This window comes from Streptomyces sp. NPDC014870, assembly GCF_043081505.1.
Classification (GTDB): domain Bacteria; phylum Actinomycetota; class Actinomycetes; order Streptomycetales; family Streptomycetaceae; genus Streptomyces.
Genome location: NZ_JBIBWQ010000001.1, coordinates 1,016,024 through 1,040,725 on the forward strand (window position 1 = coordinate 1,016,024; position 24,702 = coordinate 1,040,725).

The following is a 24,702-nucleotide window of genomic DNA, read 5'->3' on the forward strand; positions in this document are numbered from 1 at the left end:
GCCTGGACGCCTTTCGACCCGGTCACCGTTCGACCGGGTCATCCTTCGTTCCGAGGCCTCAGCGCAGCCCGCCCGCGGGCCCCGACACGGGCTCCTCCGCCCTGTCCGGCAGCGCGGCCCTCAGCAGAGCCCTCGTCACCGGGTGCCGCGGGTCCTCCAACAACTGCCGCGTGGGCCCCTCCTCCACGACCTGCCCGGCATCGAGTACGGCGATACGGTCGGCCAGGGCCCCCGCGGCCGCCACGTCATGCGTGATGAACAGCACGGAGAGCCCGTACCGTTCGCGCATCCCGGCCAGGATGCCGAGGATGGCGTTCCGCGTGACGGCATCCAAGCCCGAGGTGATCTCGTCGCCGATCAGGACCGTCGGCTCCGCCAGCAGGGCACGGGCCAGCGCGGCGCGCTGAAGCTCGCCGCCGGACAGGCCGCCGGGCCGCCGTACGACCAGCTCCGCCGAAAGCCCCAGTTCCCCCAGGACCTGTGCGGCCCTCTCCCGTGCCTCAGCCGGCGCGGCGCCCCGCAGGCGTACCGCGGTCCGGGCGACCTGGTCGAGAACCGGGCGGTATTCGTCGAAGGCCGCTCTCGCGTCCTGGAACACGTATTGCACGGCGGCCAGTTCCTCACGCCGCCGGGAGCGCAGGCTGCGAGCCATCGGTTGTCCGTCGAGCAGCACCTCACCGCGGTACGCCGGGTGCAGCCCGGCGAGGCATCGGCCCAGGGTGGTCTTGCCGCTGCCGGAGCGGCCGACCACCGCCAGGCACTCCCCGGCCCTGACCGAGACTTCGACGGCGCCCGCGGCACCGAGGACGCGAACCTGCCCGCGCGCGGTGCGATGGCCCGCACTCAGCCGGCGGGTCTCCAGGCGTACGGTGCCCGGCGGCAGGGCGTCCCGCGCCGCGCGAGGCGCCTGGTGCGGCACGGTGGCGAGCACCGCGGCGGGTGTCCCCCGGTCCACCACCCGGCCCCTGCGTAGCAGTACGACCTCGTCGGCCAACTGCCGTACGGTATCGAGGTCGTGGCTGAGCAGGACCACGGCGATGCCCTGCCGTGCCACGGCGGACAGCTCCGCCACGATGCCCTGGCGGGTGAGGGCGTCCTGGCCCGTGGTGGGCTCGTCGGCGATGAGGACGCGGGCGCCCAGCAGGAACGCCTGGGCCAGGACCACGCGCTGCTGCTGTCCGCCGGAAAGCTGGTGGGGGAAGCGGCGCAGTACCTCGTCCGGGTCGGGGAGCTGCGCCAGCCGCAGGGCCTGGCGGACCCGCTCCCGGGTCTCCGCCCGGCTGCCGTCCTGCCTGCGGGCGATGTCGCGGAGCAGTGCGCCGACCCGGCGGGCCGGGTTGAGCGCGGCGGCGGGGTGCTGTGGCACATAGCCCACGGCGTGTCCAGCGGTGCGGACGCTGCCGGTGACCCGGGCGCCCTCGGGGTATTCACCGAGGAGTGCGAGGCCGGTGGTGGTTTTGCCGCTGCCGGAGGGACCGACGAGCGCGGTCACCTTCCCTGCGACGGCGGCGAGGCTGACGCCGTCGACGATGGCGCGTCCGCCGATCTCGACACGCAGGTCGTCGATCTCCGCCACGGTCACCGCCTGGGGAATCGGATTCGTCACGTCGTTCCCTTCCGAATGCCCGGCCGTCGTTGCAGGGCCGCGTCGAACAGCAGGTTGGTGCCCATCGACAGCGCGGCGATGAGCAGGGCCGGCACCACCACGGCCCAGGGCTGGAGGAACAGCCCGGTGCGGTTGCGGTCGACCATCACCGCCCAGTCGGCTGCGTCGGGCTGGACGCCGACGCCGAGGAACGCGGCCGTGGCGACCAGGTACAGGGCTCCGGTCAGCCGGATCCCGGCGTCGGCGGCGAGGGTGCGTCGCATGGCGCGCCCGACGTAGCCGACGGCCGTGCGCCACCACGACTCGCCTTGCATGCGCAGCGCTTCGACGGCGGGCCGGGCGGATACCTCCACGGCTGCCGCGTGCACCACGCGGGCCGCGTCGGGTACTGCGGCGAGCCCGACCAGGACGGTCAGCCCGACCGGGCCCGGGGTGAGCGTGGCGGCGACGAGCAGCACCAGCAGCAGCGACGGGACGGCGATCAGCACGTCCAGAGGCCGCATCAACGCCTCCTCCCATACGTTGTGGCGGGTCAGGGCGGCGGCGAGGCCCCACGGAACCGCCACCGCGTACGCCAGGGCGGTGGCGGCGAGGGCGACCAACACCACCGATCGACCGCCCAGGAGCACCTGGTGCCAGACGTCCCGGCCGCTGAAGTCGGTGCCGAGCCAGTGCCCTTCGCCGGTACCGAAGGAGACGGAGCGGGGACCGGGAGGCCCGGCGAACAGCGGGCCCAGCAGGGCCAGGAGCAGCGGCACGGCGATCAGACCGAGGGCGAACGCGTACCGGGAGGGCGAAAGTCGACGCGTCATGCCGCCACCTCCGAGCGGGGGGCCAGTCGGCGGGCCGCCAGGTCGGCCCCGATGTTGACCAGCACGGTCACCACTCCGAAGACCACGGCCATGCCCTGGATGACGGGAACATCGCGTGCGGCAACGGCCTCGACGAGCACGGTGCCAAGCCCGGGGATCACGAACAGCGCCTCGACCACGATCACCCCGCTGAGCAGCCAGTCGCAGGTGCGGGCCAGCTGCTGGGCGGCCGGGGCAAGGGCGTTGGGCAGGGCGTGCGCCCAGCGGATGCGGGCGGCGGACAGGCCGTACCGGCGGGCCTGCGCGACGTACGGCGAGGCCATGGCGTCGATCATTCCGGCGCGCACCAGCCGGCTGATCGTGCAGACGGGACGGGCCAGCAGCACGATCACGGGCAGGACGAGCACGGCGGGGTCGGCGGTGAGGTCGGTGGCGACGGCGGTGGGCGGGAGCCAGCCGAGCCACAGCCCGAACACCGTGGCCAGCAGAACGCCGAGGGCGAATTCCGGTACGGCGTGCACGGCAAGGGTGACCGAGCTGATGGCGCGGTCGACGGCGCCGCCCTCGCGGCGGGCGGCGAGAACGCCGAGGCCGACGGAGAGCGGGACGAGGAGGGCGAGGGTGCCGGCGGCGAGGACCAGGGTGGGGCCGATGCCGGCGGCCAGGTAGTCGGTGACCGGCCGGCCCGAAACGAGGGAGGTTCCGAGGTCGCCGTGGAGGAGGCCGCCGACCCAGTGCAGCAGGCGTTCGGTGGCCGGCTGGTCCAGGCCCATGGTCTCGCGGATCCGGGCGATGCGCTCCGGGTCGGGCTGGTCCCCGGCGAGGGTGACGGCGGCGTCGCCGGGCAGTGCCTCGGTGAGGGCGAAGAGAAACAGGACGAGGGCCGCCGTCTGCCCCACACCGAGGAGCAGACGGCGGCCCACCCAGGGCAGGTGGCTCGTCACTTGAGCCAGATCTTGTCGAAGCGTGCCCAGTCCAGGGTGTTGGCAGGGGCCTTCGTCGACACGCCGTGCACGGACGGCGCGGTGGCGACGATCCAGTCGGCGAAGCCCCAGATCAGGAAGCCGCCTTCGTCGTGGAGGCGGCGCTGCATCCGCTCGTAGAGCGCGGCCCGCTGCTTCTCGTCGCGGGTGGACTGGGCCTGCTGGTAGAGGTCGTCGAAGTCCTTCTGCTGCCACTTGGTGGCGTTGGTGGTGGAACCGGTGAGCAGCCGCTGCGAGATGTGGGACTCGATGGGCATGGCACCGGACCGGTAGGAGGCGAAGGTGCCGTTGTCCAGGATGTCCTTCCAGTACGTGTCCTTGTTGCCGACCTTGACCTCGACCGTGACGCCTGCCTTGGCTGCCTGCTCCTTGAAGATGCCGGCGGCCTCGACGAAGCCGGTGGCCGCGGGGGCGGTGTCGAGGGTGACCTTGAGGTTCTCGGCGCCGGCCTCCTTGAGGAGGGCGCGGGCCCGGTCGAGGTCCTGGGTGCGCTGCGGCAGCTCGGAGGCGTAGTACTTGTAGCCCTTGCCGAAGAGGTCGTTGCCGACCTCACCTGCGCCGGAGAGGGCGCCGTCGACGAGTTCCTTGCGGTCGGCGATGAGGAAGAACGCCTGCCGTACCCGCTTGTCGTCGAACGGGGGCCGGTCGGTCTTCATCACGAAGCCCTGCATGGCACTGCCGGGGAGCCGGACGACCTGGATCTTCCCCTTGCCCTCGTGGGCGCGGGCGGTGGCGGGGTTCAGCTCGTGGGCGTACTGGACCTGGCCCCCCAGCAGGGCGCCGGCCCGGGCCGACTCCTCGGTTGCGACGACGAACTCGACCTGGTCGAGGTGCGGTGCGCCCTCCCAGTAGGCGTCGTTGCGCTTGACGACCAGGGACTTGCCGGGCGTGAAGGAGCCGAAGGCGAACGGGCCCGAGCCGACCGGCTTGTCGAAGGAGGTGGTGCCCTTCGGGATGATGTACGCGCCGAACGCGGCCATGACGTTGGGGAATTCGGCGTACGGGCGCTTCAGTCTGAACTCGACGGTTGAGGCGTCCAGGGCGCGGCTGGCGGTGAGGTCGATGGGCTCCAACGATGCCTTGGCGCGGAAGGTGCCCTTGGGGTCGGCGATCCGGCGGTAGCTGTAGAGGACGTCCTCGGCGGTGACGGGACGGCCGTCGTGGAAGGCCGCCTTGCGCAGGGTGACCTTCCATGTGTCGAGGGCGTCGTTGGGCTCCCAGCGCTCGGCGAGCCGCGGCACGGGGGCGAGGTCTCCGCCGAAGTCGGCCAGCTTGTCGTAGAGGGCCTTGGCGCGGGCCGCGTCCACGAACAGGTTGGCGGCGTGGGGGTCGAGGGTCTCGTTCGCCCCGCCGCCCGCGAAGGCGGCGCGCAGGGTGCCGCCGCGCTTGGGGGTGCCAGCCTCGGCGGCGTTCTTCGTGTCGGCGCTCTTTCCGGTGTCGCCGGCGCAGCCGGCGGTGAGGGCGAGGGCGGCGGCGGTCGCCGTGGCGGTGGCGAGCAGGAAGCCTCTGCGGGCGAGGCCGGAGCGGGGGTTGTTCACGATGTGCTGTCTCCGTTGCTGTGCTGGGGGTTGTTCTGGGGGCTGTTCTCGGAACCGAGCCGGGCGACGAGGTGGAGGCGGTCGGAACTCGTGGTCCCGTGCGGGGAGTCGCCTTCGCTCCACACCGGCTCGGTGCGGGGACCGGGGCCGTCGTGCAGGGCGAGGACCTCGAACCCGGCGGTGGTGAGGAAGTGCCGCAGTTCCTGGGGAAAGAGCAGCCGCCAGGCGGAGTGCTGCTCGTCCGGTTCCGAGCCGTCGTCGGCGGTCCAGGTGCGGCGGCGGCGCAGGAGTTGCGCGCCGTGGTCGATCCACAGGGTGGTGCGGGACGTGTAGGTGGTGCCCTGCCAGTCGAAAGAGGCGGTGCGCGGGCTGTCGAGCAGCTCGGTGTTACCGAGGAAGAAGGCTCCGTTGCGCATCTCGGCGACGAGCAGTCCGCCGGGGGCGAGGTGGGCGCGGCAACGGGCCAGGAAGGCGGTCAGGTCGTCGTTGGTGTGGCAGTACAGCAGGGCGCTGTCCATGCACACGACCGCGTCGAAAGCGGTGTCCAGGTCGAAGTCCCGCATGTCGGCGTGGCGGTAGAGCGGTCCCGGGTGGTGGTCGCGTGCGTGGGCGAGCATGGCCGGCGAGGTGTCGATGCCGGTGACCTCGCGGCCGGCGGCGCAGTGTAGCCAGGCAGCGTCGCGGCCGGTTCCACAGCCGACGTCGAGGACGCGCGGGCCGGCACCGTGCCGGGTCAGGGTCTCCTCGGCCCAACGGGCGGCCAGGCGGTCGGGGTCGGGGAAGCGCTGCTCGTAGAGCTCGGGGTGGTCGGTGAGGAGGTTTCCGCTGGTCACTTGAGCTCGCTTCGGGGTCGTGCGCCGGGGCCGGCGGCCGCGGGTTCCGGTGCGGGGTCGCCGGCCGGCAGCGCACCGCGCCGCCGCAGCCCGGCCACGGCGGCCGCGGAGCCCAGGCCGAGGGCGGTGCAGCAGGCGTACGGCAGCCAGCTCAGGCCGGTGTGGCCGGCGGTGTCCATGGCCCAGCCGATGGCCGCGCTGCCTGCTGCCGCCGCGACGCCGGAGACCATGTAGTAGATGCCGTAGTAGGTACCGGTCAGGTTCTCCCGCCCGAAGGCGGGGATCAGCTCCATCACGAACGGCGAGGCGATCATCACGCCGAGGTGCAGCAGCAGCGCCCCGGCGAGCACGGGCAGTAGCCGCAGCGGGTGCGGCTCGCCGGCGCCCGCGACGAGCAGCGGGGGCAGGAAGCCGAGGCCCGCGGTGGTGAGGCCGGTGGCGATCCAGCGGCCCCGGCTGCCCCGGGCCTTCAATGCGCGGGTGATGCGGAGTTGGAACAGCAGGCTGGTGACCGTCCCTGCGAGGAAGATCAGTCCGGTCGAGCCGTCCCAGCCGGAGGCGTGGGCCGCGGCGTGCGGCAGAAGCAGGTACAGCTGGTTCTCCAGCCCGTACATGCCGACCATCGCCAGGGAGAAAGCCAGGAAGCGGCGATTGCGGGCCGCTTCCCGCCAGTCGCCGAGCACTTTGGTGTCGGGGGTGGGGACCGGGCGGGCAGGCAGGACAAGGAGTTGGGCGAGGGTGAGGACCGCGAACACGGCGGCGGCTGTCACGGCGGCGGCCCGGAAGTCGACGAGCAGCAGCAGGCTGCCGAGGAGTGGTCCGAGCAGCGCCCCGGTGGTGGCGAACACGTTGAACAGGGCGAACGCCTCCGCCTTGCGTTCACCGGCCTCCTGGGCGACGTACGTCCGTACGGCGGGGTTGAACAGGGCCCCCGCGAGCCCGCTGAGTATGGACGCGGCCAGCAGTAGGGGCAGGGCGTCGCCGAGCGCGAACAGGGCGAATCCGACGGTGCGCAGGGCGCAGCCCGCGATGATGACGCCTCGGGCGCCGAGCCGGTCGGCGGCCGAGCCGCCGATCAGGAAGAGGCCCTGCTGGCTGAGGTTGCGCAGGCCCAGGACCACGCCGACGACCGCCGCGGAGAGGCCGAGGTCGTCGGAGAGGTGGATGGCGAGGTACGGGATGAGCAGGTAGAAGCCGGTGTTGACGCCGAGCTGGTTGATGAGGAGCAGGCGTATGGCGAGCGGGAAGCTGCGGTACGTGGCGAAGGTGTTCACGGTGCGTTCTCCCGCTCGGTGCGGCTGACGCCGAGGCCGGCCCGCCCGGAAGGCCGTACGGTGCCGTCCGTGCCGCCGATGCCCGTCCAGGGGTCGTCAGCGAGCAGCAGGTGGCCGTCGAGGTCCACCCAGCGGGCGCGGTCGGCAAGGTGCACGGCGGGGGCGATGCCGAGCGAGCTGGCGGTCAGGCAGCCGAGCATCAGCTCGGTGCCGCTGCCGCGCAGGGCGTCGTGAATGCGCAGGGCGGTCCGTACTCCGCCGCACTTGGCGAGTTTGACGTTCACGCCGTGGACCAGGCCGGCGAGGGCGGCCGCGTCCTCGTAGGAGACGGCGTCCTCGTCCGCGATGACCGGGATGGGGGACTCCTTCGCCACTCGGGCGAGTGCGTCGGGGTCGCCGGGCGCGATCGGCTGCTCCACAGCGGTGACGCCGAGGGCGGCGAACCGGGGCAGCAGGTCGTGGGACTCGCGTTCGGTCCAGGCGCCGTTGGGGTCGAGCAGCAGGCTTGCCTCGGGGGCTCCCGTACGGACCGCTTCGACACGGGCCAGGTCCTCGGCCGAATCAGGTGATCCGGCCTTGATCTTGAGGACGGTGAACCCGTGGACGGCGAGGCGGGCAGCTTGGGCGGCAGCCGGGACGGGGGCGACGATGCCGATCGTACGGGCGGTCGCCACCGCGGGGGCGGTGCGCGTGCCCAGCAGTCGGTGGGCGGGCTGACCGGCCTGCTTCCCGACGAGGTCGAGCACGGCGGACTCGACAGCTGCGCGCACCCCGGCCGGGAGGTCGGGCAGTCCGGCCGCGGCGGGTTCCTCCCACGCGGTCTCGGGGTCGGGGAGGCGTTCGAGGTGCGGGCGGACGGCGGCGAGGTGCCGGGTGATCCTTTCGGCAGGAAGGCCGAGGTAGTCGCTGCTGACGGCCTCGCCCCAGCCGCTGAGGCCGCCCTGTTCGAGGCAGACCCAGACGGCGTCGCGGCGGGCCATCACCGAGCGCGAGATGCGCAGAGGCTCGGCCAGTTCGAGTTCCGTGGTGTGCCAGGTGAGCTTCACGCGGAGCCTCCAGGAGTGCGGGCCCCGGTCGGTATCCGGGTGGGTGTCGACGGGTCGGTCACGTGGCGGCAGCGGGCCCATCCGACGGCTTCGGCCGCCTGCGGGTGGGCGAGCTCCAGCGGGCGGGTGGCGAGCGGGGCCCGGTCGAGGCCGTGGGCGTGGCAGAAGTCGTCGTCGTAGACCGTGCCGAGGTAGCGGTGCGGACCGTCCGGGAAGACGGTCGCGACGACCGCGCCGGCTTCCACCCGCGCCGCCCAGGCGGACACCAGGGCGACGGCCCCGGTGCTCCAGCCGCCGCTGACAAAGCTCGTGCGGGCAAGGCGGCGGCAGGCGTCGACGGCCTCGGCGGGCCCCACCCAGTGCACCTCGTCGAAGACGTGGTGGGCGACGTTGCGCGGATGGATGCTGCTGCCGAGCCCGCGCATGAGCCGGGGACGGGCGGGCTGGCCGAAGATGGCCGAGCCGACGGAGTCCACGCCGATGACCTTCAGCCGCGGCCAGCGGCGGCGCAGCGGGCCGACGAGTCCGGCGCTGTGGCCGCCGGTGCCGACACTGCACACGAGGACGTCCAGGTGGTCGAGCTGTTCGCGGAGTTCCGCCGCCATGGAGGCGTAACCGGCGGCGTTGTCGGGGTTGTTGTACTGATCGGGCCAGTAGGCGTCAGGTATCGCGGAGAGCACGTCACGCAGCCGGGTGATCCGGGCCGCCTGCCACCCGCCCTCGGGCGCCGGTCTGTCGACGAGCTCCAGCTGGGCACCGTACGAGCGCAGCAACTGCCGCATGCTCGGTTCCAGTTCGATGTCTCCGACCAGGACGACGGGGTGACCGAGGGCCTGCCCGGCGAAGGCCAGGCCGATGCCGAGGGTGCCGGAGGTGGACTCGACCACGGTCGCACCGGGGCGGAGTTCCCCGCGCCGCCGGGCTCCGCACAGCATCGACAACGCGGCCCTCGACTTCATGCCCCCCGCCCCGAGGCATTCGAGCTTGGCCCAGAAACCGGGGTGCGGGAAGGGCAGCTCGGTGCGGACTCGGGCGAGCGGAGTACGGCCGATCAGGGACAGCAGGTCGGGATTGGCAGCGGCCGCGGCCGGCAACCGGTGCAGCACGGGTGCGGTGGTCACCGGGAGCCTCCGTAGCGGTGGATGACGCCGGGGCCGCCGTCCAGCCAGAAGAAGGGATACGGCTCCGCCGACACGGCGGTGACACCGTCGTCCAGGAAGCGCGGCAGGACGGCGCTGCCGGTCTGCGCGAACATGACCAGCGGCTTGCCGGTGGCCGCGGCGTGGTCGAGCAACGGCTGGAAGCTGCCGTTGCCGAGGGTCATGCCGGAGGCGAGGACGGCGTCACACCGCTCCAGCTCGGCGAGCGCATCGGTGCGGATCGGCTCGCCCCACTCGGTGGTACCGCCCTTGAGGTCGCACGGTACGTACCCGGTGCCCCGCTCACGCAGCCGCTCCAGCAGGGAGTTGACGACGCCGACCACCAGGACCCGCTCGACCCCGGCCCCGGGCAGCAGGTCCGCGACCGCCCGAGCCCGGGCCCGGGACCGCTCCAGGGAACTGCCGGAGGGCAGGGCGACGGCTTCGGCGCCGTGCTCGGGAGTGTGCGGGCGGGTGTGCATCAGGTAGGCGTCGAGCGCGGCGATCCGCACGGGCAGCAGCGGGTGGCCGAGGAGTTCGGCGATGGTCGCGCCGACGCAGTCGTCGAGGGTGGACGGGGCCAGTGCCCCCGGCTCCACGGCACAGGAGCCGACGGCCGCGTGCACGCGGAGGCTGAGCACCTCGTTGCGGTAACCGCTGCCTCGCCCCAGGTGTCTGACGGCCTGGGAGGTGGTGAAGGCCAGGGCTACGCGCTGCCCGGCGGTGTCGGACCCGTAGGCACCGTTCCGTACGGCCTCGATCAGTCCGTCGACGGTGCGGACGGCGGGCTCATGCCGCGTCGATGCGCTCATGACACTCATGCGGTGACCTCCTGCGACGGCTCGTAACAGGGGCGCAGCTGGGCGAGCAGGCTTTCCGCCGTGACGCGGGCACCGCTACCGGCGGTGTCGGCCGTCATGATGTGGCCGAGATACTCGTTGTTGCTGGTGGCGGGGCGGACGCTGCGGCCCGGCTCGGCGAGGGTGAGTTCGCGCACCTCGGGGCGTTCGCGCACCTGGTCGGCACCCTCGATCGCGGTGAGGGTGCCGGCGGTGTCGGGCAGCAGGAAGGCGATGGCGGCGCTCTGCACCCCGGTCCGGCGCGAGGCGAGCTCCGGGGTGCGGCCGAGAGCGACGTCGACGGCGGCCGCCGCGAGTTCGATCCCGGTGACGTGGCGGACCAGTTCGGTGATCCGGTTCCCGGCGGGCCGGGGGTTCACCTCGACCACCCGGGGCCCGTCCGCGGTCAGCTTGATCTCGGTGTGGCACACCACGTCGTCCAGGCCGAGCGCCTTGATCGCGGCCACGGCGGTGTCCGAGGCGGCCGCGGCTTCGGCGGGAGCGAGGGCGGCCGGGAACATGTGCCCGGTCTCGATGAAGGCAGGCGCACCGCCGATGCTCTTGTCCGTGACGCCGACCACGTGTGCCGTCCCGCCGAACGAGACGGTCTCCACGCTGACCTCGGGGCCGGTCAGCAACTCCTCCAGCAGGAACACGGGCGTGCGGTCCTGGCCCCGCGCGTTGACCGGGAACTCCGTCAGCGCCCGGCACGCATCGCCCAGTTCCCGATCGTCCCGGACCTCCCGCACCAGCATTCCGGCGCACAGATCCACAGGCTTGACGACCAGCGGATAGCCGATCTCGCGGGCGGCGGCCGCGGCCTCGACCGGGTCCGCGCAGACGGCGAACCGGGGGCCTGGAACACCGGCCTCGGCCAGGATCTCCCGGCTCAGGTCCTTGCGGCACGCCCCCTCGACGGCTCCGGCTGCCGGGCCGGGAAGGCCGAGCCGCTCCGCGATGCGGGCCACCGCGGGCAGATAGTAGTCGCAGGAGGAGAGCACACCGTCGAAGCCGAGCACCGCGTGCAGCCGCTCCAGGTGGGGCAGCAGGGCGTCCACGTCGTTGGTGTCGGCGGTGATGATGTTGCGCGCCGCGAGCAGCGGGTGCGTCCCGTCGGCGGGAGCCGCGCGCAGGTAGTGGTGCAGGTCCCGGGTGACGAAGGTGAACTCGTGTCCGCTCTCACGGATCGCCCGCGGCAGCAGCCTGCTCATCGACCCGACCCAGCTCTCGACAACAAGCAGATGTCCCACGCCACTCCCTCTCAGACCGGTCTGGCGACCGCCGTCACGGCCCGCTGTCCCGGCGAGCCGCGAGAGACGTTATCCGAAATCGTTTTCATTTCCAACAGGGAGTTTTTCGGGTAGCGTGCGCCGCATGGATCGCAGGGAACAGGCAGAGGTTGGTCCGTACTTGGTCCGCCACGCGCGGCCGGAGGACGTCGCGGGGGCACGGAGCGTCATGCTCGACACGTTCTACGCCGAGTTCGGATACGGGTACGTGCCGCAGTGGCACGACGACGTGGTGGACATCGAGGGCACCTACCTCGGGCACCCGCGCCACACCCTCGTGGTCGCCGTGCTCGACGGCAAGGTGGTCGGCACCACCGCGGTGAACTCCCGCGGCCCGGCCCACCCGCCGCACCCCCGCCGACTCGCCGAGCGTTACCCATCAGGCCGCACGGCGCAGCTCCTTCGGGTGTACGTACGCCCGGAACACCGGCGGCACGGCCTGGCCGGAGCCATGGTCAAGGCAGCGTGCGCGTTCATCGCCGAGGCGCCGGGGTACGAGAGCATCTACCTGCACACCAACGTGGACGTCCCAGGCGCCGAAGCCTTCTGGCGCAGCCTCGCCACGGAGGTCTTCGACGCCCGCACGACGGGCGAACACGGTGGCTTCGGCACGGTGCACTTCGAGATCCCTCTGTCGGCACCGGCTGTCGTCGGCTGACCAAGCGCCACTCCAGCGGCGCCCGCGGCAGCGCTCCACGATCGCCCCGCGCCAGACCGAGGAGTTCCGGCCGGCTTCGGGGCCACAGCCTCCGGGTCCGCCTTTGACGGCGCTCAGAGGAAAAGAGAGCAGCCCGGCCGGCCTACTCAGGCAGCGTCAGACGCACGCCTGGCGCTCATCGCTCGGCGCCAGGCTGCTGCCCTGCCCCCGCAGGCAATCACTCAACGTGCCCTCGACAGTCCTCCGGTGGCATGACGTCCCGTGCCACCAGGCCCGCCGCGACGTCACTTCCTGGGGAGGATCTGGGGAGTATCGACGGTCCTGGGGAGCGCGTGGGGAGAATCGACCGCGTAACACAGCACGATCCCGAAAGACGCTGAAAGACTTATCCGCGCAGGTCAGGGGTGGATACAGCTGCATCGATGCAGGTCAGCGCCACCAGGTAGACAACTTCATGACGTACGTACCGAGGTCGTCGGCCTCGACGATCCCGGGAAGCGATCCCCCCTCACGCAGCGGCGTGACGTACCGGGTCGCTACGACCTCTTCCAACACGTTCCCAGGCCACCATCTCTTCCGGGGAGTCTCGGCCGGCAAGCCGGTCTCCCCGCTCCCGAAGCAGACCGTCGATGGTGCAGGGCCCGTGCTGCCGGCCTTCGACATAAAACACACATGGTAATCGAGGGTGATCTCCCGTGGTTTCGACGGAACCGCTTCCCACGCCTTACCGACGCCGCTGTCCGTCCCTGAAATAGGCGATCAGGTGCGGGTCCAGCGGCGGCACCTCGTACGCCGCACCGTCCTCGCGCAGCGAGCGCGTCGCCATGACCCCAGCGGCCACACTCATCCGGGCGGCGACCGGCGAGGTGTCCGTGGCGCCGCCGTGGCGGGCGAAGCGGCAGAACTCCTCGATGATCCGCGCGTCGGCGCCGCCGTGTCCGCCCTCCGCGTCCGGCACCTTGTGGATCGCGTCGGCGTCGGGCCGGTAGTCGCTCGGCCCGGTGTTCCACACGCGGACCTCGTCGCCCGGCCGGTCGCCGAAGTTCTCCAACCGGCCCTCGGTGCCGATGACCGTGTAGTTGCGCCAGTAGTCGGGGCTGAAGTGGCACTGCTGATAGGCGGCGACCACCCCGTTGTCCAGGCGCATGTTCATGACCGAGACGTCCTCGACGTCCACGATGTGGCGCAGGTCCGTGCGCGCGCCCGGCGGCCACTCGAAGGCGCGCAGCCAGCCTTCCGGCCGTGGTGTGCCCGCCGCACGCCGCGGCAGGTCGCCGTAGACCATCAGGTCTCCGAGCGCGTTGACGCGCTGCGTGTATCCGCCGGCCAGCCAGTGGATCACGTCGATGTCGTGGGCCGCCTTCTGCAGCAACAGCCCCGTCGTGCGGCGGCGGTCGGCGTGCCAGTCCTTGAAGTAGTAGTCACCGCCGTACGAGACGAAGTGCCGTACCCAGACGGTCTTCGGCTCACCGATGTCGCCGCGGGCGATGATGTCGCGCATCAGGCGCACGACGCCCATGTGCCGCATGTTGTGACCGACGTAGAGGCGACTGCCGGTCTCGTACGCGGTGCGCAGAATCGTGTCGCACTGCTCGACGGTGATCCCGAGGGGTTTCTCCACGTACACCGCCTTGCCCGCTTCCAGGGCGTCGCAGGCGACCGCCTCGTGGGTGTCGTCCGGAGTGGCGACGACGACGGCGTCAAGGGTGGCGTCGTCCAGCAGCGCCTTGTGGTCGCCGAACACCTTCGCGCCGGGAAAGCGCTCGGGAACCCTCGCCCGGACTCCCGGGTCGAGGTCGGCGACCGCGGCGACGACCGAGCCTCGGCCCGGACGATGGGCGGACTTGGCGAGATTGCCGCGAAGACCGAGGCCGATGACGCCTATGCGCAGGTCGTCGGTCACTTGGCACCGCCCTGGGCGAGGGCCTTCTCGTACTCGCGGCGGATCGCGTCGCCCGCGGAACGCCGCCACTTGGGCAGGATCTCCTTCTCGAAGGAGGAGAGGGGCTTGCGCCCGGCGACGATGTCCCCGAGAGCGGTGTAGAAGTCGCCGGACGCCGAGGCGCCCTTGTTGGCGTCGGTGTCGGAGAAGTAGCCCGTGGTCGGGTTGATCCGGGCGATCTTCATCAGCTCCGTCTCCGTCCGGTCCTCACACCACGGGGTGACCGCTGGGGCGACGGCCGGGTCGCCCACACCAACAGCCTCGGCGGGCGGGTCGTCACCCTGGCCGCGTGCGCACCCGACTCGTTGGGCCGCTGCGACGACGGACAGCACCTGGCCCAGCGTGCGGTCGGCTTCCTCGGCTCCGAACTCCCCCTGATCACGGGCGGACCGCACCTGATCCCGCAGTACGGCACAGTCGACGGCATGCGGCGGCTGGCCGTCGCCAACGGGTCCGCCGACCCGGCACGCCCTGTCGTGACGACCGCCGCCGATCCGACAGCGGTGCTCCTGGAACCCCTCAAGGAGCCGGTGCCGGTGCCGGTACGGCGAGTCGGACCGCGCGTACACGTCGAGGCCGACGTCCCGCATCGCGGCTATGTGATCCTCCAGTGGCCGTTGACGGCCCCGGGACAGTGCCCCTGACCGGGGTCTGACCACCGCTCGGCCCGGAGTGTGTCAGGACTGCGCGAGCGCGGGGAGCGCGTGCCCCTCCCGCTCATGGTCATGCTCGTGGTCGTGCTCGTACTCGCAGGTGTCGCCGATTCCCTGCGTGGCCCAGTCGGGGAAGGGATCGACGACGGGCACGCGCTCGCCCTCGGCCATCAGGCAGGCCGCCAGTGCCGCCCTCAGGGCATCGGCGCGCAGTCCGGTGCCGATGAACACCAGTTCCTGCCCATGGCCGTCGCCGTCGCGGGCTCCGGACGGTTCGAAGCGGGCGACGGAACCGGCCTGCGACCAGAGGCCCGTGACATGGGGCCGACTGGCCAGCCAGAAGAAGCCCTTGGAGCGGAGGATCGTGCCGTACGTGCCGCTGTCGAGCCCCTCGGTCACGAAGGTGAACAGGCGACCCGGATGGAACGGCAGCCCGGAGCGGAACACGATGCTGGAGATCCCGTACTCCTCGGTCTCCGGCACGTGATCGCCGTTGAGCTCCATGACCCAGCCCGGCGCCTCCTGCGCGCGCTCCAGGTCGAACAGGCCGGTCCCCAGGATGTCCCCGGGCGCGACCTGGCCCCGGACGGCGGTCAGCAGCCGGGCGGCCGGGTTGAGTCGCGCCAGGGCGGCCCGCAGGCGCGCTGCTTCCTCGGGGGCCACGAGGTCGAGCTTGTTCAGGACGATGACATCGGCGAACTCGATCTGGTCCATCAGCAGGTCGCTGACCGTCCGCTCGTCCTCCTCGTACTGGTCGAGGCCGCGCTCGGCGAGACCGTCGCCGCCCGCCAGCTCGGGGAGGAAGTTGGCGGCGTCGACCACGGTGACCATGGTGTCCAGGCGGGCCAGCTCACCGAGGGTCGCACCGTCGTCGCGCGGGAACGCGAAGGTGGCGGCGACCGGCATCGGCTCGGAGATCCCGCTGGACTCGATGAGCAGGTAGTCGAAGCGGCCCTCGCGGGCGAGCCGGTCGACCTCCTCGAGCAGGTCGTCGCGCAGGGTGCAGCAGATGCACCCGTTCGTCATCTCGACCAGCCGCTCCTCCGTGCGGGACAGCGCCGCCTCGCCACCCCGCACGAGCGCGGCGTCGATGTTGATCTCGCTCATGTCGTTGACGATGACCGCGACTCGCAGGCCGTCACGGTTGCTGAGCACGTGGTTGAGCAGGCTGGTCTTGCCGGCGCCGAGAAAGCCCGACAGCACGGTCACCGGCAGTCGCCGGTCTGCGGTGTCGCCCATCACGATCATCCCTCGGGACGCAGCAGACCGCGCTCGTACGCCTTCCGCAGCCGCTGCGGCACGAGGTACACGGCCCCGTCCACCGTCACCGGCACGAGCGCGGGCGTCGTCGCCTTCCACTGCGCGCGACGGTGACGCGTGTTGCTGCGGGACATCTTCCGCTTGGGGACGGCCATGATCTACCTCCGAGGGAGCAGGGGAACGACCAACACCGTACATGAAAATGGATGTCATTACGAAGTCTTGCGCCCAGCCCCCGTTCAGACCTCGACTTCCCACCTCATCAGGTTCTGGAACAGCTCGGCCTGCTCGATCGCGTCGTCCAGGGCGTTGTGGGTGTGGGGCCGCGAGGACAGCAGGTCGCGCGGCATCGACCGCTTCGTCGCCCGGTGGATCGGCACCGCAGCCTTGGCGGCGTACAGCGTCTTCACATCCAGGCAGCGGGAGTGCCCGAACGGCGAGCCGGCCTCCGCGAAGCGCATGAAGTACCAGTACATCCACATCCAGTCGTAGCCCAGCGGATACGCGACGAACACGGGAACGGCGCCCAGCTCCTCGGCCACCCCCGCGAGCCAACCGGCAGCAGCGTTCATCGCCTGCGCGGGATCCTGCCCCTCCCGGACCAACCGCTCACGATCCAGCCCGCTGACCGCCAAGGCCTCGGGGTCGTAGCGGTCGCTGATCGGCTTGAGTTCGGCGTAGAACGTCCGCTCGGCGGGGTCACACGCCGTGAACCCTGCCCCGTCGTGCACCCCCGCGACCGCGAGCCCGAAACTCGACATCGAGAACGGCCCGGGCACGGCCCCGTCGGCCTCCACATCGGCCGACACGTAGAACTCGGCTTTCGCCATTACGCCACCCTCCTCAGGACCACGTGCGCACCCCTGTCGGGAACCCGAACCTCATCGAGCTCGCTCACTTCGTCTCCCCCGTGGACTGTTCCGGCGGCACCGGCTTGCGGGGCCTGCGGTCGAAACACGCCAGCGTGCGGGCGAAACGCTTGGCCCATTCCTCCGACGGGTCCGTGCAGCCCACCAGCTTCTCCAGCACCGACGGCGCGTACCGCCCGTGGTAGAACTGCCGCGTCCTCGTGCCCTTGCGGGCCTTCCAGTGCGGCTCGGCGACCGGGCAGGGGTCGTACCCGTCGAGTTGGGCCCGCATCACCCAGGCCACGTGCTCCGCCAGGGCGTCCGGTGAGGACGCGGCTCCGACGCGGCTGTGGACCGCGCGGTCGACCGCCTGCCCGATGGCGCACTCGACCACACGCCGGTGCGCGGACCAGTAGGGGGCGAGGGCGCGGCGCATGGCCTCACCGGGCAGCGGCGTGGTCCAGCTCAGCAGATGGGCCGCCACCGCCATCTCCGCCCAGAGCGTGATCCGCAGTTCGTCCTCTTCGTTCAGGCGCTGCGCGGTGCGCAGTTGCCGGAGCGTGCACGGTGCCGTGCCGCAGTCCGTGCCGCACGCCCGGCTTCGCGTCGCGATCATCGGCGCGGGGGAGGCCGGACGGATCGCCGCCGCGTCCTCGCGTGCCGTGCCGTCCTGCATGCGGACCAGGAGCGGATAGTCCATGCCGTCGGTGAACACGGCCGCTTCGCCGGGCTTGAGCGTGACCAGGTACTCCGACTGGGCCTCGGTGATGTTCATGGTCGCGCCGACGGCCTCGCGGTCGTCCTGCGCCGGCAGGCGGTGGACGACCTTGGCGGCGGTGTTCTTGATGACGTCGGGGACGAGCTTGCTGGGGATCTGGTCGGCGATCACCAGTCCCTCGCCGTAGGCCCGGATCTCGGCGAGCAGACCGGCGAACATCTCCACGGCGTGGGAACTCGCACCGCCCTCCTCCGACCTGCGCAGGAGCCTGTGGGCTTCCTCGAAGACGGTCAGGTGGCGCAGGGGAAAGGAGAGCCGCCGGGTCGTGCGCTGCTCCATCCGCAGGTACTCGATGAGCCGGATCAGGATCGTGCCCATCAGGAACGCCTTGTCCTTGTCGTCCCCGACGTCCTCGATCTCGAAGACCACGTTGCGCTTGAGGAGTTCACCGAAGTCGATCGGGTGGCCTCCCTCCAGGAACCGCCCCGTGGTGCCGAGTCGGAGACTGGCGAGCCGGATCTTGATGAAGCCCTGGACGTTGTCGGTGATCTCCTTGCCGTAGCCGATCTCGGACACGATCTGGAGCGCCGTGTGCTCCAGGTCCTCGAGCGTCGGGTAGCGCGGCTCCGTCCCGGCGACCTTCGGTTCGCCGAGGGTGAGATCCCATCCGAGGTCCTCGTAGCACCGGGTCAGCGCGGCGCTCAGTACCTGCGGGAACGGTTCCTGCGGGTCGAAGGAGGCGAGGAAGAGCGCACGGACCATGTCCAGGTGGGTCTGCAGGGGGAAGCGCTCACCGCCCGCGAAGAACGAGGGTTCCAGCGGGTTCAGTCCGGCGGGGAGCGCGTCGCGGTCACCGGGCTTGATGACGATGACCTCGTCCTCGTCCCCGAGCCGCGCGGACATGAACCGGTACTCCGCCTTCGCCGGCTCGACGACCAGCCACGGCAGGCCCTCGCGCGTGGCCGCTTCGAGCAGACCGCGGACCGTCTGCGACTTGCCTCCGCCGGTCGCGCCGCAGACGAAGGTGTGCCGGTTGAGCGTGGAGCGGGGCAGGTCCAGATCGCCGACCGGGCTGCGGTTGCGGTCCAGGATCGACCCGAGGCGGATCGGCGCGGCGGCCGGTCGCACACCCGGGGCGGCGTGCTGCGGGGCCGCGTACTGCGCGGCGGCGTGCTCCGGGGTGACGTCGAACTCGGGGCGGAGTGCGAACCGTACGCCGGGAATCTCCTGCGACGGGGTACGGGCCACGGCTGCCAGCAGGTCGGAACTCGCGTGGAAGGGGAAACCGGCACCCTCCTGCAGGGTGGCGCCGATGAGGTTGGACAGATCGGACACGAGTCCGGTCGGCTTCAGCGCGTACGGCAGCCCTTCGAGATCCGACGAGGCGCAGACCAGGGCCGCGACCCTGTGCGCGTCTTCCACGGTGGCGGCGCCGGCAAGGAGACGGACCCGCCACAGGCCGGTGGCCCCCGCCCTGGACAGTTCCTTGTGCCGGTGCTCAAGCCGGGCGAGTTCGAGGCCGTACTCGGGGGAGCTCTCGGCCTTGGACTTCACGCGCCGCTGCCGGTCGGCCGTCTCGCCGACCATGTCGTCGAGTTCGTCCGCCGCGACCGGGTCGGCCACCACCAGCCAGGCGAAGGAGTCCTGCCAGACACCGAGGAGGCTGTCCTCGAGGGTGGGGCGGACGCGGGTCGTCCCCCGATCCCGGGGCTCGTCCTCGACCAGCAGCCCGTCCGCGACCCCGGATATGGCGGTCCAGTAGGGGAAGCGGGCCATGGCCTCGCTGAAGCTCCCAGGCGGCGTCCGCCGGGCCCGCGCACCTGCGGGGAGCCGCAGCAGGACCGTCTCCGGGTCGGCGGCGTCGGCACTGCCGACGAGGGACGAGCCGCCGAGGAGGACATCGACGGAGCGCGCGGCCGAGGGACGGGACCAGCTGAGCAGGATACGTCCGGCCGGTGGCGCGGCCGCGTCGGCCGCGGAGCCGGTGGTGTGGCACGCGGAGACGAGCGCGGCGAATCGCTGGGCGCGCAGTTCGTCCTCGCGGTCGGCGGGGCGGGAGGAGTCCTGCCTCGCGCGCGGCACTTCGGTCAGCCGGTAGGTCGGCATGCCCAGGACGGAGTGCGCTGCCTGGTTCTCGTGCGTGCTCCACATCAGAGGCGCTCCCGCCCGGGCTGCGGGAACGCGGACGCGATCCGCTCGGACATGCCAGGGAAGGACATGCCGGGGAAGGACACGCCCGAGGCACCGTCCCTGAGATGGTCGTCTTCGAGTTCACGCAGGACGGTCGGCACGACTCCCCCATCGATTCGATCTTGAGATCGATCCTAGTTGTACTGTCCGACAGCCGTGGGGCCACCGCGGATGCGGCGACCCCACGACGGTGCGGCTACTGCTGCGGCGGCCAGCCCTGGCCGGGCCACTGCTGCTGGTGCGGCTGGGCCGGCGGCGCCTGGGGCGGCCAGGAGCCGGGCGCCTGCTGCGGGGCGCCGCCCTGGGGCCAGGGCCATGCCGGTTGCTGCGGCTGCCCGGTCGGCTGGGCGCCGTACACGCCGTACGCGCCGCCGTGGGGTTGACCGCCCGGCGCGGGCTGCGGCTCGTACACCGGGTGGGTGGGCGCCTGGGGCGGCGGGGCCTGTGCGGGCTGCGCCGGGGCAGCGGCGGGCCGCTGGGGCGGTACGGCGACCTGCTGCGGCAACGGCAGTTCGACCAACGGCTGGTTGCTGAAGCGCTCCAGCTTCACGATGTTCGGGTTGCACACGGCCGCATGGGTCCTGACGGCTCCGTCCGGGCCGCGCTCGACGAAGACGAGACTGAACTCCGCGAGCCCCTGCAACTGCGTCGGCTCCAGTACGTATTCGTACACGCGCTGCGTCGTCGTCCCGTCGCTCGTACTGACGGTCGTGCCCTTCGTGTGCGCCGTCGACTCGTTCGTGCCGAACGTCTTGGTCACACTACGGTTCTCCGACTCCGAGTAGTTGCCACCCGAACTCGAACCACTGGTGGTGCTGGTCGGGAAGCCGAAGCCGTCGGAGTAGGTACTGGAGGAGCTGGTGCCCCAGTTCTCCCCCCAGGAACGCGAGAAGCCGACCGAGGTCGCGGTGGAGGTGGAGGTGCCCGTCGTGTGGGTCACCGAGTCGCTGACGCTCTCACCCTGGGTGTCCGTCAGGGAGTGCAGGATGAACTTGTAGTCGCGCCCGAGGAAGTCCGCCGCGACGCCCGCCTCCTGGTGGTTGCCGAGGCGCATGAACGCCACGGCCCCGCCACCGATCATGTCGCGGGCGGTCTCCCGCAGATGGGCGTGCATGACGGTCAACTGCGCGCCGCGCCACTCGCAGACACGGGCGAGCTGCTCCAGGTGACGTCGCTGCACCTCGTGCTCGCCGAGCGCCACGACCACGGCCGGGGCCTGCTCCTCGACGAGGGTCGAGAGACGACGCGCCACGCTCAGGATGGCCAGATCGGTGAGGAGTTCGACGCTGGCGCTGCCCGTCGTCCGGTCGAGGCTGAAGCACGTGAGGTAGCCGGGGCCGCGCCCCGCCCGCTCCGTGCCAAGACCCGCCAACGGCTGGACGAACGACTCCAGACGCATCAGCCCTTCGCGAATCTGGTCCTTGCTCTTGTCCGGGAGCAGGTCGTCCGAGATGCGGTTGCGCTCGGCGCGGGTCAGAGTGCCGCTGTCGTCGAGATCGCCGAGCAGCGCCCGCAGCCCGGCGGCGATCCTGGCCGGCGTGACGTCATCGCCCAGGGCCTCGCAGAGTCGGTTGAGGATCCGGCTGTCCATGCTGCGGCCCGCTCGGGTGGCCTCCGACGTGTCCCCGTAGACGGCCTCGACGAGCGCGTCGACCAGTTCGGCCGGCTGCAGACCGTCGAGGATGCTGCTCTGCGGCTGCTGGCTGGGCAGCAACTGCACGTCGACGGGGGCACCCATCTCCGCGGAGAGGATCGACAGCTCCCGGCAGATCTGAGACTGCGTCAGGTCCAGCACGATCAGCGGACGTTCGCGCAGCGTCGAGGCGCCGAAGACAGTGAGGAAACCCTCCCGGCTGCGGCGCGTTCCGCCGAACACGTCGAGACGCGCGTTCCCGGTGCCGACCGGGAGAGCGCCCCAGACGTCGAGACCGCGGATGCGCTGGTCCTCGGTGTACTCGAACTGGGACTTGGCATGGGTCCACGCGGCGGACTCGTGCTGGTACCGCTGCGCCAGCTCGTGGCGGACCTGCTCCACCTTCTGGTCGGCCGTCGTCGCGGCGCCGCCGGACTGTGTGTACAGCACGACGGCGCCGGCGGCGCTCACGGCCGCCAGCAACAGTCCGATCCCCCCGGCGAACAGGGAGACCAGCAGGAAGAACGCGGTGAGGCCGCCGCCGACCTTCAGGGCGGTCCCCTTCCGGTCCGCGGTGTTCAGGCGGGCGGCGCGCGCCCGGTTCAGCAGCGTCTCGGGAACGTCGACGGGTGCGGGCGGCGGCTGGGTGAACGCGTGGCGGAAGGCCTCGGCGTCACGGTAGACCCAGCCGATCCGCTGTCCCGGGTCGAACAGCCGGGACAGCGGCTCCACTTCCGCGCGTGCTTCGTTCGGTTGAACGGTCATGACATGAACTCCTGGTCGGGCGCGTCGCTCAGCGGGCTGCGTCGGCGAACTTCTCCAGTTCGCGGATGCGCTGATGCATCGGGGGGTGCGTGGCCATGAGGCGCTCCAGGAGCTTCTCCTCCGCCCTCTCGGCATCGAACGCCTGCCAGCCGCTCAACACCGCGTGCAGCAGCGGGCCGTAACCCAGTTCCGCAGCCGTGCGGTCAGCACGCAGTTCGGCCGCGCGCCCTGCCCAAGCGAGCAGGTACGGCGTGACGAACACGATCAGCACCGGCGGGAATGTCACCGCGACGGCGATCACCAGGCCCACGAAGACGAGACCGACCAGGCAACCGAGGAGCGGAACGACCTGGGCGACAACGGCGACGACGCGGAGTACCCAGCCCGCCACGCGCCTGGCGACCCGGCCCGGAAGGGCGTACCACAGACCGAGCAGACCGGCCCATGCATGGCCTCCGACGTGGTGACCGAGCTCATGCGCCAGGACTGCCGTGAGCCTCTCCGGCGGGAGGTGGTGCAGGGACCAACGGGTCACGCCGACCATGTGGCCGGCGGCGGCAGCGGCGTTGATCTCCTCCTTGTCCTCGATCCAGAGTTCGTACGCCGCAGGATTCTTGATGTTCGCCCTGGCCATCACCTCGTCCCAGAGCGGCCGCAGCGCGGCGAGTTCGGCCCCGGTCGGCTCACGCCACCTGAGGAGCGTCTTGGCGAACAGCCTCTCGGCCGGGCGGTAGAAGACGAATGCGCCGGAGGCCAACCAGACGATGATGAAGGCCACGTCGACACCGGTGGGCATCAGCGCGGAGACCGCCCACACGACCAGAAGGCTGCCGAGGAAGTTCGGCAGCATCAGCAACAGGGTCGTCAGGGCCGTCGCGTCGGCCCGTCGCTGGACCGGCTGGACATGGACGTCGGGGCCGGGCGTGTACGCGGGTGGCGGAGGACCCGTGGGGGCCTGAACAGGGGGGTATCCCTGCGTCGGCACGGGGACCGGGGCCGGGGCAGGGGCCTGCGACGGAGGCGTCTGACCGGCGTATCCCTCGGCGAGGTACGGCTGTTGCGCGGGGGCGGGCGGGGCGGGCTGCTGGCCGACCGGCTGCTGCGGGGCGAAACCCTGCGCGGGCTGCCCGTACTGCCCGTACTGCGCGTAGGGCGCGGCCTGTTGAGGCGGCATGCCGGGCTGAGGCTGCTGCTGCGGCTGGGGCGCGTACCCAGGCTGCGGCGCTTGGCCGGGCTGAGGTGCGTAACCCGGCTGGGGCTGCGCCCCGTAGGTGGGCTGAGGCGCGTAACCGGGCTGGGTTCCGTACCCGGGCTGAGGCTGCTGGGTTCCGTAGCCAGGCTGAGGCTGCTGCTGCGTGTACCCAGGCTGCGGCTGCTGGTTCCCGTACTCAGGCTGCGGCTGCTGGGTTCCGTACCCCGGCTGCGGTTGTGCTCCGTACCCGGGCTGGGGAGGGTACCCCTGAGGCGGCGGGCCCTGCGCCGCGGGCGGCTGGGGCACCTGCTGGTGCGGTGGCGGACCGTATCCCCCGTGCGGCAGGGGAGGTTGCGGCGGTGCGGGTGGCTCCTGCTGCCCTTCGTTCGACGCGTACGGATCCGTCGGGTGACTCACCAAGGTTCCCTTTCAAGGCCGCGACAGGGCAGCGTTGCTGCCTGGCCGCGTATGCGAGGGCCTCGGACAACTGCGTGGCGCGACCAGTGGCGACGGACATGTCGAGTCCCGTCCCCATCCCCCGGTAATGACAGCAGTCGCACTGGCCTTTGAAGAAAGCGCCATCGTTACTCAACCGAACAGGCGTTGTCCACTTGCGTATTCGGCATAGCATGCTCAGGGAGTCGTCGTGTCCATGCCCGGCTTGCGGCCCCAGGCCGTGAGCATGCCGGCCGAGAGCGCGGCGCAGTCCTCGGAGTCCAGATAGCGGATCGCCGCGTCGACGGCCGCGTCGTCGACGAGTCCGGTGGCGCGCATCGCGGCTCGGCTGCGGTCCCATGTGTCGGCCCAGAAGCGGCTGATGGGGCTGCCGGGTTCGAGTGGCGGTACGTGGATGTCGGCGGCGACCGGTACGAGCCCGGCCGCACGAAGCAGTTGCGGGTAGGACGGCACCCAGGAGACGTCCGTGCCGATGGTGTCGCGCAGGCCCCGCCACATCGCGCGCATCACCTCGGTGTACGGCGAGTCGGGCGTACGGTCGCCGGTCAGGTCGACCGCGTCGCTGAGGACCAGTACGCCACCGGGCGCGACGAGTTCGGCGAGGCGGCCGACGAGCCGCTCGTGTTCGGGGAGGTGCATCAGGACGAAGCGCGCGTGGACCAGCCGAAAACGGCCCGGGGCGAAGTCCGGTGCCGTGACGTCGGCTTCGCGTACGTCGAGCCCCGGCAGGGGCCGCTCGCGGAGGAACCGCACGTCGCGGTCGACCGCGAGGACGCTCGCCACCCCGGCCTCCTCAATGAGCCTGCGGGAGACCGTGCCCGTCCCGGCGCCCACGTCGAGGCAGTGCCACCCGGGGCCGGCACCCAGGGCTCGGAGCCGGGCCATCGTGATGTCGTCGTACGCGAGCGCGCCGAAGTCGATGCGCTCGCCCTCGCCCGCCTGCTCGGGGCGGAACACCGCCTCGCCGTAACGCCCGCTCCCCCGCGCGTCCCCGGGCTCGGGGACGCTCACCTCGCCCGCCCCGGCAG

At 71.6% G+C, this 24,702-nt stretch carries 22 protein-coding genes; 2 read left to right on the forward strand and 20 right to left on the reverse strand.

Going from position 1 to position 24,702, the window contains the following annotated elements; translation table 11 throughout:
* Positions 1–58 precede the first annotated feature (58 nt).
* The 10 genes from ACF09C_RS04325 to ACF09C_RS04370 are packed head-to-tail and all read right to left on the reverse strand — an operon-like array spanning position 59 to position 11,320.
* Positions 59–1,606 carry an ABC transporter ATP-binding protein gene (locus ACF09C_RS04325; protein WP_392088489.1) on the reverse strand — a complete coding sequence of 516 codons (1,548 nt, stop codon included), beginning with the start codon at positions 1,604–1,606 and terminating at the stop codon, positions 59–61.
* Complete coding sequence (locus ACF09C_RS04330) at positions 1,603–2,418, reverse strand: ABC transporter permease subunit (RefSeq protein WP_392088492.1); 816 nt, start codon at positions 2,416–2,418, stop codon at positions 1,603–1,605. The genes ACF09C_RS04325 and ACF09C_RS04330 overlap by 4 nt, the downstream gene beginning before the upstream one ends.
* The gene (locus ACF09C_RS04335) at positions 2,415–3,371 is read right to left on the reverse strand and encodes an ABC transporter permease (RefSeq protein WP_392088700.1); all 957 of its coding nucleotides are present in this window, start codon (positions 3,369–3,371) and stop codon (positions 2,415–2,417) included. Before ACF09C_RS04335 ends, ACF09C_RS04330 begins: the two co-directional genes overlap by 4 nt.
* Entirely contained in the window at positions 3,359–4,939 is a 1,581-nt protein-coding gene (locus ACF09C_RS04340; protein ID WP_392088494.1) for an ABC transporter substrate-binding protein, read from the reverse strand. Before ACF09C_RS04340 ends, ACF09C_RS04335 begins: the two co-directional genes overlap by 13 nt.
* Positions 4,936–5,772 carry a class I SAM-dependent methyltransferase gene (locus ACF09C_RS04345; RefSeq protein WP_392088496.1) on the reverse strand — a complete coding sequence of 279 codons (837 nt, stop codon included), beginning with the start codon at positions 5,770–5,772 and terminating at the stop codon, positions 4,936–4,938. Before ACF09C_RS04345 ends, ACF09C_RS04340 begins: the two co-directional genes overlap by 4 nt.
* Positions 5,769–7,046, reverse strand: coding sequence for an MFS transporter (locus tag ACF09C_RS04350; RefSeq protein WP_392088498.1), 1,278 nt, complete (start codon positions 7,044–7,046; stop codon positions 5,769–5,771). Before ACF09C_RS04350 ends, ACF09C_RS04345 begins: the two co-directional genes overlap by 4 nt.
* The gene (locus ACF09C_RS04355) at positions 7,043–8,092 is read right to left on the reverse strand and encodes a dipeptide epimerase (RefSeq protein ID WP_392088500.1); all 1,050 of its coding nucleotides are present in this window, start codon (positions 8,090–8,092) and stop codon (positions 7,043–7,045) included. Before ACF09C_RS04355 ends, ACF09C_RS04350 begins: the two co-directional genes overlap by 4 nt.
* On the reverse strand, positions 8,089–9,213 hold the full coding sequence (locus tag ACF09C_RS04360) for a PLP-dependent cysteine synthase family protein (RefSeq protein WP_392088502.1): 1,125 nt from the start codon (positions 9,211–9,213) through the stop codon (positions 8,089–8,091). The genes ACF09C_RS04355 and ACF09C_RS04360 overlap by 4 nt, the downstream gene beginning before the upstream one ends.
* On the reverse strand, positions 9,210–10,043 hold the full coding sequence (locus ACF09C_RS04365; RefSeq protein WP_392088504.1) for a Rossmann-like domain-containing protein: 834 nt from the start codon (positions 10,041–10,043) through the stop codon (positions 9,210–9,212). Before ACF09C_RS04365 ends, ACF09C_RS04360 begins: the two co-directional genes overlap by 4 nt.
* A 5-nt stretch (positions 10,044–10,048) precedes the next feature.
* The gene (locus ACF09C_RS04370; RefSeq protein WP_392088506.1) at positions 10,049–11,320 is read right to left on the reverse strand and encodes an ATP-grasp domain-containing protein; all 1,272 of its coding nucleotides are present in this window, start codon (positions 11,318–11,320) and stop codon (positions 10,049–10,051) included.
* 124 nt (positions 11,321–11,444) lie between these two features.
* Here ACF09C_RS04370 and ACF09C_RS04375 point away from each other — a divergent pair, with 124 nt between their 5' ends.
* On the forward strand, positions 11,445–12,017 hold the full coding sequence (locus tag ACF09C_RS04375) for a GNAT family N-acetyltransferase (RefSeq protein ID WP_392088508.1): 573 nt from the start codon (positions 11,445–11,447) through the stop codon (positions 12,015–12,017).
* A 724-nt stretch (positions 12,018–12,741) separates the two neighbouring features.
* On the opposite strand, the gene ACF09C_RS04380 is transcribed toward ACF09C_RS04375, so the two are convergent.
* Together ACF09C_RS04380 and ACF09C_RS04385 are read right to left on the reverse strand one after the other, a co-directional pair.
* Positions 12,742–13,920, reverse strand: coding sequence for a Gfo/Idh/MocA family protein (locus ACF09C_RS04380; RefSeq protein ID WP_392088510.1), 1,179 nt, complete (start codon positions 13,918–13,920; stop codon positions 12,742–12,744).
* Positions 13,917–14,210, reverse strand: a complete 294-nt coding sequence (locus tag ACF09C_RS04385; RefSeq protein ID WP_392088513.1) for a hypothetical protein — start codon at positions 14,208–14,210, stop codon at positions 13,917–13,919. The genes ACF09C_RS04380 and ACF09C_RS04385 overlap by 4 nt, the downstream gene beginning before the upstream one ends.
* Before the next feature lie 54 nt (positions 14,211–14,264).
* Between ACF09C_RS04385 and ACF09C_RS04390 the strand changes: the two genes are divergently transcribed.
* Positions 14,265–14,603 (forward strand): hypothetical protein, encoded by a 339-nt coding sequence (locus tag ACF09C_RS04390; RefSeq protein WP_392088515.1) that lies wholly within the window; start codon positions 14,265–14,267, stop codon positions 14,601–14,603.
* A gap of 33 nt (positions 14,604–14,636) precedes the next feature.
* Here ACF09C_RS04390 and ACF09C_RS04395 read toward each other — a convergent pair whose 3' ends face one another.
* The 8 genes from ACF09C_RS04395 to ACF09C_RS04430 all read right to left on the reverse strand — a co-directional run bounded on the left by ACF09C_RS04395 (position 14,637) and on the right by ACF09C_RS04430 (position 24,685).
* Positions 14,637–15,851, reverse strand: a complete 1,215-nt coding sequence (locus tag ACF09C_RS04395) for a GTP-binding protein (RefSeq protein ID WP_392088517.1) — start codon at positions 15,849–15,851, stop codon at positions 14,637–14,639.
* Between the two features lie 5 nt (positions 15,852–15,856).
* Positions 15,857–16,027, reverse strand: coding sequence for a 50S ribosomal protein L32 (gene rpmF, locus ACF09C_RS04400; RefSeq protein ID WP_392088519.1), 171 nt, complete (start codon positions 16,025–16,027; stop codon positions 15,857–15,859).
* An 84-nt stretch (positions 16,028–16,111) separates the two neighbouring features.
* Complete coding sequence (locus tag ACF09C_RS04405; RefSeq protein ID WP_392088522.1) at positions 16,112–16,702, reverse strand: exonuclease; 591 nt, start codon at positions 16,700–16,702, stop codon at positions 16,112–16,114.
* Positions 16,703–16,766: 64 nt separating this feature from the next.
* Positions 16,767–19,589 (reverse strand): ATP-binding protein, encoded by a 2,823-nt coding sequence (locus ACF09C_RS04410; protein WP_392088524.1) that lies wholly within the window; start codon positions 19,587–19,589, stop codon positions 16,767–16,769.
* Positions 19,589–19,729: a hypothetical protein gene (locus ACF09C_RS04415; protein WP_392088527.1), complete on the reverse strand. Its 141-nt coding sequence runs from the start codon at positions 19,727–19,729 to the stop codon at positions 19,589–19,591. The genes ACF09C_RS04410 and ACF09C_RS04415 overlap by 1 nt, the downstream gene beginning before the upstream one ends.
* Positions 19,730–19,824: 95 nt before the next feature.
* Positions 19,825–22,026, reverse strand: a complete 2,202-nt coding sequence (locus ACF09C_RS04420; RefSeq protein WP_392088529.1) for a hypothetical protein — start codon at positions 22,024–22,026, stop codon at positions 19,825–19,827.
* A gap of 28 nt (positions 22,027–22,054) precedes the next feature.
* On the reverse strand, positions 22,055–23,200 hold the full coding sequence (locus ACF09C_RS04425; RefSeq protein WP_392088531.1) for a M48 family metalloprotease: 1,146 nt from the start codon (positions 23,198–23,200) through the stop codon (positions 22,055–22,057).
* A gap of 651 nt (positions 23,201–23,851) precedes the next feature.
* The gene (locus tag ACF09C_RS04430) at positions 23,852–24,685 is read right to left on the reverse strand and encodes a class I SAM-dependent methyltransferase (RefSeq protein WP_392088533.1); all 834 of its coding nucleotides are present in this window, start codon (positions 24,683–24,685) and stop codon (positions 23,852–23,854) included.
* Between the last annotated feature and the right edge of the window lie 17 nt (positions 24,686–24,702).

Excerpts from the sequence above, each read along its gene's own strand:
- ACF09C_RS04330 (WP_392088492.1), bottom strand. The coding sequence starts at position 2,418 with ATGACGCGTCGACTTTCGCCCTCCCGGTACGCGTTCGCCCTCGGTCTG.
- ACF09C_RS04365 (WP_392088504.1), bottom strand. The coding sequence starts at position 10,043 with ATGAGCGCATCGACGCGGCATGAGCCCGCCGTCCGCACCGTCGACGGA.
- ACF09C_RS04375 (WP_392088508.1), top strand. The coding sequence starts at position 11,445 with ATGGATCGCAGGGAACAGGCAGAGGTTGGTCCGTACTTGGTCCGCCAC.
- ACF09C_RS04395 (WP_392088517.1), bottom strand. The coding sequence starts at position 15,851 with ATGGGCGACACCGCAGACCGGCGACTGCCGGTGACCGTGCTGTCGGGC.
- rpmF (WP_392088519.1), bottom strand. The coding sequence starts at position 16,027 with ATGGCCGTCCCCAAGCGGAAGATGTCCCGCAGCAACACGCGTCACCGT.
- ACF09C_RS04405 (WP_392088522.1), bottom strand. The coding sequence starts at position 16,702 with ATGGCGAAAGCCGAGTTCTACGTGTCGGCCGATGTGGAGGCCGACGGG.
- ACF09C_RS04410 (WP_392088524.1), bottom strand. The coding sequence starts at position 19,589 with ATGTGGAGCACGCACGAGAACCAGGCAGCGCACTCCGTCCTGGGCATG.
- ACF09C_RS04420 (WP_392088529.1), bottom strand. The coding sequence starts at position 22,026 with ATGACCGTTCAACCGAACGAAGCACGCGCGGAAGTGGAGCCGCTGTCC.
- ACF09C_RS04425 (WP_392088531.1), bottom strand. The coding sequence starts at position 23,200 with ATGCCGCCTCAACAGGCCGCGCCCTACGCGCAGTACGGGCAGTACGGG.